The organism is Streptomyces geranii (assembly GCF_002954775.1).
GTDB lineage: Bacteria > Actinomycetota > Actinomycetes > Streptomycetales > Streptomycetaceae > Streptomyces > Streptomyces geranii.
On sequence record NZ_PJME01000006.1, the window covers coordinates 263781 to 275464 of the forward strand.

Consider the following 11684-nt stretch of genomic DNA (forward strand, 5'->3'; position numbering starts at 1 on the left):
GGCCGAACCCCCCGGAAAGGCCCGCACGATGAAGACCATCACCCACTGGATCGACGGCAAGCCCGTCGAGAGCACGTCCGGCCGTTTCGGCGCCGTCTACGACCCGGCGACCGGAGCGCAGGAGAAGCAGGTCGGCTTCGCGTCGGTCGACGAGGTGGACGCGGCCGTCGCCTCCGCCAAGGCCGCGTACGGGAGTTGGGGCGCGGCCTCGCTCGCCAAGCGGACGGCGGTGCTCTTCAGGTACCGGGAGCTGCTGGACGCGCACCGCGACGAGATCGCGGCGCTGATCACCGCCGAGCACGGCAAGGTGCACAGCGACGCGCTCGGCGAGGTGGCGCGCGGGATGGAGATCGTCGAGCTGGCCTGCGGGATCAGTGTGCAGCTGAAGGGCGAGCTGTCGACGGAGGTGGCGACCCGGGTCGATGTCTCCTCGATCCGGCAGCCGTTGGGGGTCGTCGCGGGCATCACGCCGTTCAACTTCCCGGCGATGGTGCCGATGTGGATGTTCCCGCTGGCCATCGCCTGCGGGAACACCTTCGTGCTGAAGCCGTCCGAGAAGGACCCGTCGGCGTCGTTCCGGCTGGCCGAACTGGCCTCCGAGGCGGGCCTTCCGGACGGTGTGCTGAACATCGTGCAGGGCGACAAGGTGGCCGTGGACCGCATCCTGGAGCACCCGGACATCGAGGCGGTGTCGTTCGTCGGCTCGACGCCGATCGCGAAGTACATCCAGCTCAAGGCAGTTGAGCACGGCAAGCGCGTCCAGGCGCTGGGCGGCGCCAAGAACCACATGCTGGTCCTGCCGGACGCCGACCTCGACTACGCCGCCGACCAGGCGATCAACGCGGCCTACGGTTCGGCGGGCGAGCGCTGTATGGCGGTGTCGGTCGTCGTCGCGGTCGGTGACACGGGCGACGAGCTGGTCGGCCGGATCGCCGAGCGCGCGAAGGGCCTGCGCATCGGCCCCGGCACCGACCCCAACTCCGAGATGGGGCCGCTGATCACGCGCGAGCACCGCGACAAGGTCGCGTCGTACGTGGCGGGCGCGGCGGCGCAGGGTGCGGAGGTCGTGGTCGACGGCACCGGCTATACGGTCGCAGGTCACGAGGACGGCTTCTTCCTCGGCGTATCGCTGCTCGACAAGGTGCCGGTGACGGCGGACGCGTACCGGGACGAGATCTTCGGCCCGGTGCTGTGCGTGGTACGCACGGAGACGTACGACGAGGCCATCTCCCTGATCAACGGCTCGCGTTGGGGCAACGGCACGGCGATCTTCACCCGGGACGGCGGCGCCGCCCGCCGCTTCCAGCTGGAGGTGAAGGCCGGGATGGTCGGCGTGAACGTGCCGATCCCGGTACCCGTCGGCTACCACTCCTTCGGTGGCTGGAAGGATTCCCTCTTCGGGGATCTGCACATCTACGGCAACGACGGCATCGCCTTCTACACGCAGGGGAAGGTCATCACCACGCGCTGGCCCGATCCGTCCGACGGCGGTATCAACCTCGGCTTCCCCAGCCATTCCTGACCCATCATCACTTCTGACGCATCGTCATTATCTGAAGGGAGGTGCCCCGGTGGCGACACCAGGTGATCGCACCCGTGCGGTGTCCGGCTCCCCGCTCGACACCCTGGACTTCACGCTGGACCGCTCCAGCCCGGTCCCCCTCTACTACCAGCTGGCCCAGCAGTTGGAGGCGGCGATCGAGCACGGAGTCCTGGCGCCGGGCAATCTCCTGGGCAACGAGATCGACCTGTCGGTCCGGCTCGGCCTGTCCAGACCCACTGTCCGCCAGGCGATCCAGTCCCTGGTGGACAAGGGCCTGCTCGTACGCCGTCGGGGCGTCGGTACGCAGGTCGTGCACAGCCAGGTCAAGCGTCCGCTCGAACTGAGCAGTCTGTACGACGACTTGGAGGCGGCCGGGCAGGGTCCCACCACCCAGGTCCTGCGCAACGAACGGCAGCCGGCGTCCGCCGAGGTCGCCGCCGCCCTCGGGGTGAAGGAGGGCAGCGAGGTCGTCGTACTGGAGCGGCTGCGCTGCACGCACGGCGAACCGGTGGCGTTCCTCTGCAACTACCTGCCCTCGGGACTCCTCGAACTCGACGCCGCCCGGCTGCAGTCGACGGGCCTGTACCGGATGCTGCGTACGGCGGGCATCACCCTGCACAGCGCCCGCCAGACCGTCGGCGCCCGCTCGGCCACCGAGCCGGAGGCCAAACGCCTGGAGGAACCGGAGGGCGCCGCCCTGCTCACCATGCAGCGCACGGCGTACGACGACACCGGGCGGGCCGTGGAGTACGGCACCCACATCTACCGGGCGTCGCGCTACGCCTTCGACTTCCAGCTGCTGATGCGCCCCTGAGTCCCGGCCGCTCCCTACCTCTCCCCCTCGCCGTCACCCTCTTCCGTGAGCAGCGCGAAGTCGGTGACGACGGGGGCGAGTCGGCCGGTCACCCAGAGGGGCAGTTGGTCCCGGTGGTGTACGTCCCCGGTGACGCCGTTCGCGCCGAGGGGGACGATCCAGAGGCTGTTGTCGCGGTCGGCGAGGTCCCAGACGTACCGGGCAGAGGGGCCGCGTGAGCTGAGGTCGGTGAGACCGGGCACGCTGGAGGTGGCGAGGACGCAGTCGTGGTCGCCACCGACACCCGGCCACTGCTCGCTAGCGCTGCCGCTGCCGCTGCTGTGACCGTTGCCATTGCTGGGGAAAGCTCGCAGCGGGGCAAGTAGGTGCAGTTCGCCCCAAGTCACCGGGTCCGCTCCGGCGGTCTCCGCCAGCGCGTCGGCGACGATGCCCTGGACGTCGAGGCCGGGCAACAGGTCGGTGGTCAGGAGGTTCTCCAGCGCGAACGCGACCTTGCCGGTGAGGTTCAGCCAGGGCTCGAACACCGGCGGATACGGCAACGGCCCCGCGAGGCCCTCCAGTTGCGGGGCGGCGGCGATCCGGCGTACGACAGCCGAGCGCAGGCGTGCGTAGTCGGCGGCGGCCGTGCTGTCGGCGTCCATCCGGCGGTCCCAGGCGAGGAGGCGGTCGCGCAGGCGGGCTGCGGCCGGGGTGTCGGGGTCGGCTGCCGCAACGAGGTCCAACAGGGGTGTGGTGGCCGGGAGCCGGGTGTCCATGTGGACGGTCGTCATCTCCGGTGCCGTCCAGTCGTGGGACCGGCGGAGCAGTTCGGTGATGCGGTCGGCGCGGTGCGGCGGGGCGAACTCCGTGCCGAGGGGCGTGGCGATGCCCCGGGCGTTGGCCATGACGGCGAGGTCGTCGACCTCGGCGCGCGGGGTGTCCTTGCGACCCTGCCAGTCATGCCCCGACTGCCAAGCGGGCACGACCCGCAGCGAGTTGTCGCGGTGGCGGACCGGGACGTATCCGGCGACGCGGTGCAGCAGACCACCCTCGGTGTCGGCGGCGTGGACGACGTTCACCGGCTCGATCCAGCGGTCGAAGGCCCGGTCGACGTCGCCGACGGTACGGGCGCGCAGCAGGGCCGGGATCGCGGCGAAGCCCAGGTCGGCGGTGACGCGGGGCGGGTAGCGCAGGCTGATGACGGTCGCCTCACCGTCCGTACCGTCGAGGTCCCCGGTGTCGCCGATGACGACCGGGCCGCGTTCGGTCTCGATCACGTCGACGTCGACCGGGTCGCCGCCCGCGACCTGGACCGTCTCCCGGTGCCGGTGGAGCACGGGGCGCGGGCCGTCGGGGCCGAGCGCCACCACCCGGCCGTCGCCCGTGCCGCGCAACTGCTCCTCATACAGGTCGTGGTAGTCGGCCATGGCGTTGGTGATGACCCAGGCGACCGTGCCGGTGTGGCCGAAGTGGGCGATGCCGGGGACGCCCGGAACGGCGAAGCCGACGACGTCGAACTCCGGGCAGGAGAGGTGGAGTTGCTGGTAGAAACCGGGGTTCTGGATGGGGCGGTGGGGGTCGCCCGCGATGATCGGGGCGCCGGACGCGGTGCGGTGGCCGGGGACGAGCCAGCCGTTGGAGCCGGCGGTGCCGGGGCCGTCCGTGGCGAAGAGTTCGAGGGCGTGGCCGCCGAGGCGGCGGGCGACCTCCTCGCGCCAGAGCTTGGTCGGGAAGCCCGCGAAGAGGATGTGGTGGGCGAGCCAGACGCCGAGCGGTGTCCAGGGCTGCCAGGGTGTCGGCGTGAGTCCGCTCGCCGCGAACTCCGGTGCGGCGGCGGCCCCTTGCTCCAGACCGGCGTTGACTCCGTCGACGTACGCCGTGACCCAGGCGGTGGCCTCGGGGTCGAGGGCGTCGTAGCAGCGCCGGGCGGTGTCGTCGAGGCGGGCCCGGCGGGCGAGGAGGTCCCAGGAGAGGGCGGGCGGGCCGAGGTAGGCGGCGGTGGTGCCCTGGGAGCGGTGGCGCTCGACCTCGATCTGCCACGCCCGGTCACGAGCCGCGTTCCGGCCCTGTCCGTAGGCGAGTTGGAGGGGGTCGGCGGCCCGGAGATGCGGGACGCCCCAGGCGTCGCGGTAGGTACGACTTCGGCTCGGCACTGGATACCCCTTAACAACAACGCAGATAGTTAGCTTAGGCTAAGCTAACTTCACGGGAAGCGGCTCGTGTCATGTACGCCGTCAGGGGGAGGTACCACTCCATGGGCGCATCAGTCGTCGACTCCTATCCGATGCCCGAAGGCTCCGCCGTGCCACGCTCGGCCCACCCTTGGGCCATCGATCCGACACGTGCCGCGCTACTCGTCCACGACATGCAGAATCCGTTCGTGCAGGCGTTCCCCGCGGGCTGTTCGCCCGTCGTGGAGCTGGTCGAGAACATCGCCACGCTGCGCGAGCTGGCCGGCACGCTGGGCATGCCCGTCATCTTCAGTACGGAGACCGGCGCGGCCTCGATCGTCCCGCGGCTCGCGCCGCGCGTGGGCGAGCATCTGCTGCTGAACGTCCGTCACAACGCCTTCCTGCGCAGCCACTTGGGCCGACTGCTGCGGGAGGCGGGCCGGGACCAGCTCATCCTGTGCGGGGTCCGCGCCCACCTCGGCATACTGCTGACGGCAGCCGATGCCTTCATGCACGACATCCAGCCGTTCATCGTCGCCGACGCGGTGGCCGACTTCTGCGCGGAGGACCACGCGATGGCCCTCAAATGGGTGGCACGCACGGGCGTCGTGTGCGCCACCGACCAACTGCTGCGGGAACTCCTGCACGGACAGGCCGCCGCGCAGGGATTTTGACGGTACGTCAGCATGCCGTGCCCGTACGGCTAATGGGAGCAAGGACGTCCCGGATACTCCGCGCTCTCCGGTACGCCCATCGCGCGCATCCGGCGCAGCACCTCGTCCCGGACCGTCTCGTCGTCGATGTGGAAGGGGCAGTTGACGTCCCGGTCGAAGACCAGGACGTCACCGGCGGTGTCCCAGAGCACCCAGCGGGGCGCGTGGGGCGACTCCGCCCACAGCGGCGCGTACCCGGTGATCCCGGTGATCCCGCTGACGCCACCGATGTCACCGATGCCGTTCGTCGCCGGAGCGCTCACAGCGTTCCCTCCTCGGTCTCCCGGCCGTCGACGAGTGTCGCCACGACCTCGATGTCCCCGATGCGCGAGCTGTCGACGCTTCTGGGATCGTCTCCCAGAACGACGACATCGGCACGCCTGCCCGGCGTGAGACTGCCCACGCTGTCCTCCCAGTGGCAGGCCCAGGCGCCGTCCACGGTGTACGCGCGCAGCGCCTCGTCCACGGTGATGCCCTCGTCCGGACCGATCAACTGCCCCGACAGCGAGGCCCGTTCGACCATGAACTGGATCGCCCGCAGCGGCGACCCGTCCGCCACCGGCCGGTCGGAACTCCCCACAAGCCGGATGCCGTGCTCCAGGAACCCGCGCCCCCGGTACATCCAGGGCGCCCGCTCCTCCCCCATGATCGAGGCGTAGTCGTCGCCGAAGTACCGCAGGAAGTTGGGCTGTACGACGGCCGTCGCGCCGAGCGCCGCCAGCCGGGGCAGCTGATCGGGCCGGATCAGCCCGGCGTGCTCGATCCGGTGCCGGGCGTCCGGCCGGGGCCGCAGCCGCTGCGCCTCCTCCAGCGCCTCGATCGCGACGTCGGCCGCGCGGTCACCGATGGCGTGCACCGCCAACTGCCAGCCCGCGAGATGCCCGTCCACGATGGTCCGGTGCAGGAGTTCGGGGTCGTCCTGCAACTGCCCTGCGGTGTCCAGCCCTTCGTAGGGGCTGGTGAGTGCGGCGGTACGGGCCATCATGCCGCCGTCGGTGTACACCTTCAGGGCGCCGACGGACAGCCAGTCGTCGCCGAGGCCGGTGCGCAGGCCGAGGTCGATGGCGCGCGGGATGCCGTCGTCCTCGTGCGCGGTGACGGAGTGCAGCCGGTCGGCGGCCACCATCAGCTGGATCCGCAGGGGCAACAGGCCGCGTTCCCGGGCGAGTTGATACGCACCCAGTTCGACCGGGCTGTTGCCGAGGAGCGCGCCGCCGATGCCCGCCTCGGCGCACGCGGTGACTCCCTCGGCGAGACAGGAACGGGCGGCCCGTCCGATCGCCTCCGCCAACTCCTCCTGGGAGTGCGGGAGTCGGAGCGCCCGAGCCGCGCCCATCGCTCCCTCGGCGAGGAAGGCGCCCTCGTGCGGAACGACGCCGGGCAACAGGTCCAGCACCGCACTGCTGACCGCGCAGCCGTGTCCGGAGTCGTGCATCAGGAGCACCTTGCGACCGACGGCGGCCTTGTCCAGCTCGGCGAGCGTCAGATGCCGGCCGAGCCCCCGCTGGTCGTACCCCGCGACATCGACCCAGCCGCCGGGCGCCACCCGCGCCGCTGCCTCGGCCACGACCGCGAGCACGCCCTCGACCCGGACGCACGGCGCGACCGTGGGTGTGGCCGCCTTGAACCCCGTCCAGGCCAGGTGCACATGGCTGTCGATGAACCCGGGCAGCACGGTCGCGCCCTGGAGATCGACGACCCGCTCGGCGGGCAGCCCGGTCACCGCCTCGTCCAGGCCCACGATCCGGCCCCGCCAGATGCCCAGGTCGTGGGCGACGGGATGGTCGGGGTCCATGGTGAGGAAGCGGGCGTTGGTCAGTCGCGTGGTGAGCATGGGTAGTCAGTCTCTCGTTCCGGTTCCGAAGCCGATCCGATCGGATCCGCTGAGATGGGGCCCGCTGCGATGGGATCCGAATCGGGCTTCAGCCTGCCTTCTCCATTCGCTCGACCAGGCTCTTGGGCCGTGGGCGACGGTCCAGCCCGCCGGTACGCCGACGAAGTCGGGCCAAAGGCTGTGCCGGCCCTCGTGGTTGACGAGCACGGAGTAGACGCCGTCGGGGCTCTCGAAGGGGTCACTCATGGAGTGTTCCTCTCTCAGTAACTAAAGTAAGGATTACCTAACTAAGGGACTCTAATTCCCGGCAGCCCCTCTTCTCACCACTACGATTAAGGTCTGCCTAACCTAAGGGAGTTGTCCGTTGGAGACCGCACGATGACGCGGGCCAGAAGGGTTCGCCCCGTTCTTCTGGTGGCGGTGCTGGGCGCCGTCCTGCTCGGACTGTGTCTTCTGTCTCTCGCCCTCGGCGCGGCCAGCATTCCGCCCGATCAGGTGGTGCGGGCACTGTTCGGTGACGCGCCCAGCCGGTTCGTCGACAACGTCATCTGGTCGGCACGGGTACCCCGTACGGCGCTCGGGCTGACCGCCGGGGCGGCGCTCGGCCTGTCGGGCGCGCTCATGCAGGCGCTGACCCGCAATCCGCTCGCGGACCCGGGCATCCTCGGGGTGAGCGCCGGGGCTTCGTTCGCGATCGTGGTGGCCGTCGGGGTGTTCGGGATCGCCTCGTTCTACGGGTACGTGTGGTTCGCGTTCGCGGGTGCGATGGTGGCCAGCGTCGTCGTGTACCTGCTCGGCAGGCTCGGGCGGTCCGGGCTCACCCCGGTCAAACTCGCGCTCTCCGGTATCGCGGTGACCTCCCTGCTCTCCTCCCTGACCAGCGCGATCGTGCTGACCGACCCCGACGCCCTGGACCGTTACCGCTTCTGGTCGGCCGGTTCGATGGCCGACCAGGACGGCGAGACCGTGCTGCGGATCCTGCCCTTCCTCGCCGTCGGCGCGGTGCTGGCCCTCGCCGGCGCGCCCGCCCTCAACAGCATGGCCCTCGGCGACGACGTGGCCGCCTCGCTCGGCCGCCGCCTCGGCCTGGTCCGGCTCCAGGGCGTGACAGCGGTCACGCTGCTGACCGGGGCCGCCGTCGCGGTCATCGGCCCGGTCGTCTTCATCGGCCTCGTGGTGCCCCATGTCGCCCGGGTACTGGCCCAGTTGGCGGGCATCGGCCCCGACCAGCGCTGGCTGCTGCCGCTCTCCGCCGCCCTCGCGCCGATCCTGCTGCTCACGGCCGACATCATCGGACGCCTGATCGCCCGGCCCATCGAGGTGCAGGCCGGGGTGATCGTCGCGTTCATCGGCGGGCCCTTCCTCATCGCCCTGGTACGGCGCCGGAAACTGGCGGAGGTGTGAGATGACGAACCCCAAGACCGCAGACATCGCCGGCCCTACGAACCCTGCGGACCCTGTGGACACGACGGCCACCGCCGCGCCCGCTCCCCCGCCCCTCCGCACCCAGCGCACCTTCCGCCTGACGGTCCCCCCGGTCTCCGGCATCCTCCGCCCGCGCCTGATGACGGTCGGCGCGCTGCTCGCCGTAGGCACGTTCCTCCTCTTCTGCTGGAGCCTGACGATCGGCGACTACCCGATCGCCTTCACCGATGTCGTACGGGCCCTGGTCGGCTCCGGCGACCCCGGGACCGTACTCGTCGTGCAGGAACTGCGCCTGCCGCGCTCGCTGGTGGGACTACTGGCCGGGATCGCCTTCGGGGCGTCCGGCGGGCTCTTCCAGACCATGACCCGCAATCCGCTGGCCAGCCCCGACATGATCGGCCTCACCCAGGGCGCGGGCCTGTTCGTGGTCGCGGGCATAGTCCTGGGCTGGGACGGCGGCCTCGGCACCCAGTCGCTCGGCCTGCTCGGCGCGCTGGCCTCGGCGTTCGTCGTGTACGTGCTGGCCTGGCGGGGCGGAACCACCGGCTACCGGATCATCCTGGTCGGTATCGGCGTCGCCTGGATCTGTACGAGCGCCACGGACTACCTGGTCGCCAAGGGCGGCCGGTTCGAGGCACAGGCCGCGACGGGCTGGCTGGTCGGCAACCTCAACGGCCGTACGTGGTCGGAGGTAGGGCCGCTGGCGTTCGCGCTGGTGGTGCTGCTGCCGGCCTCCCTCTTGCTCGGCCGGCTGCTGCGTACGCTCCAGCTGGGCGACGACGTGGCGACCGGCCTCGGCACCCGAGTCCAGCCGGTGCGCCTCGCCATCCTGCTGTCCGGCGTCGGCCTGATCGCCTTCGCGACGGCCGCCGCCGGACCGGTCGCCTTCGTGGCGCTGGCCGCGCCGCAGATCGCCCAGCGGCTCGCCCGCACCGCCTGGCCGCCCACGCTGACCTCCGGGCTGACCGGGGCGCTGATGGTCCTGGGCAGCGACCTGATCGCCCGTACGCTCATCTCCGGCACGGAACTGCCGGTCGGCATCGTCACCGGTGTGCTCGGCGCACCCATCCTGCTCTGGCTGCTCGTCCGCGCCAACCGCGCGGGTTCAGGAGGCTGATCCCATGTCGACGGACCCCATGACGCCGGCTGACGCCCTGTCCACGGCGGCCGAGGTCATGCCCGCCGATCCCCTGCCAACGCCCGGGGAACCGGCTCACGACCCGGACCTGAGAGCGACGGGACTGCGCCTGTCGTACGACAACCGGGTGGTCGTGGCCGGCCTCGACCTGGCCGTACCCCCGGGCCGGATCACGGCGATCGTCGGCGCCAACGCGTGCGGCAAGTCAACGCTGTTGCGTGCCCTGGCGCGACTCCTGGCGCCCCGCGCGGGTGCGGTGCAGCTGGACGGCCGTGCCCTCCAGTCCATCCCCACGCGGGAGTTGGCACAGCGCCTGGGCATCCTGCCCCAAAGCCCCACGGCACCCGAGGGTTTGACGGTGATCGACCTGGTGAACCGAGGCCGTTCACCGCACCAGACCTGGTGGCGCCAGTGGTCCAAGGCCGACGAACAGGCCGTCCACGAGGCCCTCGCCGCGACCGACATGACCGACCTGGCGGACCGCCCGGTGGACGAGCTGTCCGGGGGCCAGCGGCAACGGGCGTGGATCGCGATGGCGGTGGCCCAGGGCACGCCCGTCCTGCTCCTCGACGAGCCGACGACGTATCTCGACCTGGCCCACCAGATCGACGTACTGGACCTGATCACGGACCTGAACCGCCGCGAGAATCGCACGGTCGTCATGGTCCTGCACGACCTCAACCAGGCCTGCCGGTACGCCGATCACGTGGTCGCGATGAAGTCGGGACGGATCGTGGCGGAGGGGACGCCGGCGGAGGTGATCACGGAGGAGACGGTGGAGAGTGTCTTCGACCTGAACTGCCGGATCACGCTGGACCCGGTGAGCAACACCCCGATGGTGATTCCGATGGGGCGCCATCACCGGGATCGGTAGGTTTTCTCGCCCCCGCCGCCCCTACCCGTCCCATCCCTTCCTGGGGGCTGCGCCCCCAGACCCCCGCTGTCGGCCCTGAACGGGCCTCGTCCTCAAACGCCGGACGGGCTGGAGATGCGGACCGGCGCTGAAAGATCAAGCCCCGTCCGGCACCATCCAGCCCCTCCGGCGTTTGAGGAGCGGGGGTTTGGGGGCGGAGCCCCCGAAACAGGGGTGCAGGGGACGCAGTCCCCGCCCGGGGGCGAAGGGGCGGCGCCCCCTGGTGGGGTTGAAGGGGCGGAGCCCCTGGGGATGGGACGGGTAGGGGCGGCGGGGGCGAGATCCCCCCGACCTCAGGGGCGCGCCGTCAAGTACCCGCCTAACCAACAACCCCCGCGACGACCACGATCCCGTCGCCCTCGCGGATGAAGACGCGGCCGGGGGTGCCGCCGTAGCAGCCCTCCGACACCCCTGCCTCGACTATGCGGATCCGTTGGCCCTTGTGGTGGGTGAAGGCGTTCGGGTACGGGTCCGACTGGGCGCGGATCAGGCGTTCCAGGGACTCCGCCGGCCAGCTCCAGTCGATGCGGCTGCCCTCCGGCGACCGCTTGTGGAAGAAGCTCGCCCTGCTGCGGTCCTGCGGGATCCACTCCGCGCGGCCCGACGCGATGAGCGCGAGGGACTCGTGGACCACCGGTGTGATCAAGTCCACAGTGCGGTGGAACAGGTCTGTCACCGTGTCACGGGGACCCACCGGCACCGCCCGCTGCAACAGCACGTCACCGGCGTCCAACTCCGCGTTCATGCGGTGGGCGGTGACACCGACCTCCCGTTCGCCGTTGATGAGCGCCCGGACGAGGGGGGAGAAGCCCGCGTACGCCGGGAGCAGGGAGTCGTGGATGTTGAGCGTGCCGTGCTTCGGGAGGTCGACGGCCTCGGGGGCAGGGCTGTCCGCCAGTTGTTGGCCACGATCAGGTCCGGCGCCAACTCCCTTAGTGTGCCTAGGAGTTCGGGATCGTCGGGGCGGTTGCGCAGCACTACCGGGATGCCGTATTTCTCGGCGAGGTCGGCCGCCGAGTCGTCCCAGATCTTCTCGTATGCGTGATCGCTCCTGGGGTGGGCGACCGCCATGACCACGTCGCGATCGGAGTCCAGCAGAGCCTGGAGCGTACGGTGCCCCCAGGTCTGGTAGCCGAACATGGCGACCCGTATAA

10 protein-coding genes and 1 pseudogene are annotated in these 11684 nt (G+C 70.8%); 6 read left to right on the forward strand and 5 right to left on the reverse strand.

What is annotated here, in order from left to right:
- Window positions 1-28: 28 nt before the first annotated feature.
- Window positions 29-1522, forward strand: coding sequence for a CoA-acylating methylmalonate-semialdehyde dehydrogenase (locus CW359_RS11830; RefSeq protein ID WP_105969821.1), 1494 nt, complete (start codon window positions 29-31; stop codon window positions 1520-1522).
- A gap of 49 nt (window positions 1523-1571) precedes the next feature.
- The gene (locus CW359_RS11835) at window positions 1572-2357 is read left to right on the forward strand and encodes a GntR family transcriptional regulator (protein ID WP_105969822.1); all 786 of its coding nucleotides are present in this window, start codon (window positions 1572-1574) and stop codon (window positions 2355-2357) included.
- 14 nt (window positions 2358-2371) lie between these two features.
- Here CW359_RS11835 and CW359_RS11840 read toward each other — a convergent pair whose 3' ends face one another.
- Window positions 2372-4489, reverse strand: coding sequence for a penicillin acylase family protein (locus CW359_RS11840; RefSeq protein WP_105969823.1), 2118 nt, complete (start codon window positions 4487-4489; stop codon window positions 2372-2374).
- A 101-nt stretch (window positions 4490-4590) separates the two neighbouring features.
- Between CW359_RS11840 and CW359_RS11845 the strand changes: the two genes are divergently transcribed.
- Window positions 4591-5181 carry an isochorismatase family protein gene (locus CW359_RS11845; RefSeq protein WP_232838354.1) on the forward strand — a complete coding sequence of 197 codons (591 nt, stop codon included), beginning with the start codon at window positions 4591-4593 and terminating at the stop codon, window positions 5179-5181.
- A 29-nt stretch (window positions 5182-5210) separates the two neighbouring features.
- Here CW359_RS11845 and CW359_RS11850 read toward each other — a convergent pair whose 3' ends face one another.
- From CW359_RS11850 to CW359_RS11860, 3 genes are read right to left on the reverse strand one after another with little or no spacing between them, the layout of a single operon-like run.
- Window positions 5211-5483: a hypothetical protein gene (locus tag CW359_RS11850; protein ID WP_105969824.1), complete on the reverse strand. Its 273-nt coding sequence runs from the start codon at window positions 5481-5483 to the stop codon at window positions 5211-5213.
- Window positions 5480-7054 (reverse strand): amidohydrolase, encoded by a 1575-nt coding sequence (locus CW359_RS11855; protein WP_105969825.1) that lies wholly within the window; start codon window positions 7052-7054, stop codon window positions 5480-5482. Before CW359_RS11855 ends, CW359_RS11850 begins: the two co-directional genes overlap by 4 nt.
- Window positions 7055-7060: 6 nt before the next feature.
- Entirely contained in the window at window positions 7061-7300 is a 240-nt protein-coding gene (locus tag CW359_RS11860; RefSeq protein WP_105969826.1) for an MbtH family protein, read from the reverse strand.
- Between the two features lie 132 nt (window positions 7301-7432).
- Between CW359_RS11860 and CW359_RS11865 the strand changes: the two genes are divergently transcribed.
- Genes CW359_RS11865 through CW359_RS11875 form a run of 3 tightly spaced genes read left to right on the forward strand, consistent with a single transcriptional unit; the run spans window position 7433 to window position 10491 of the window.
- Window positions 7433-8458, forward strand: coding sequence for a FecCD family ABC transporter permease (locus CW359_RS11865; protein WP_105969827.1), 1026 nt, complete (start codon window positions 7433-7435; stop codon window positions 8456-8458).
- A 1-nt stretch (window position 8459) separates the two neighbouring features.
- Complete coding sequence (locus tag CW359_RS11870) at window positions 8460-9596, forward strand: FecCD family ABC transporter permease (RefSeq protein WP_232838355.1); 1137 nt, start codon at window positions 8460-8462, stop codon at window positions 9594-9596.
- Window positions 9597-9654: 58 nt separating this feature from the next.
- Entirely contained in the window at window positions 9655-10491 is an 837-nt protein-coding gene (locus tag CW359_RS11875) for an ABC transporter ATP-binding protein (RefSeq protein ID WP_105969937.1), read from the forward strand.
- Window positions 10492-10861: 370 nt separating this feature from the next.
- Here CW359_RS11875 and CW359_RS11880 read toward each other — a convergent pair.
- Window positions 10862-11682 (reverse strand): annotated as a pseudogene (locus CW359_RS11880) (methionyl-tRNA formyltransferase); the annotation flags it as partial.
- Window positions 11683-11684: the final 2 nt, after the last annotated feature.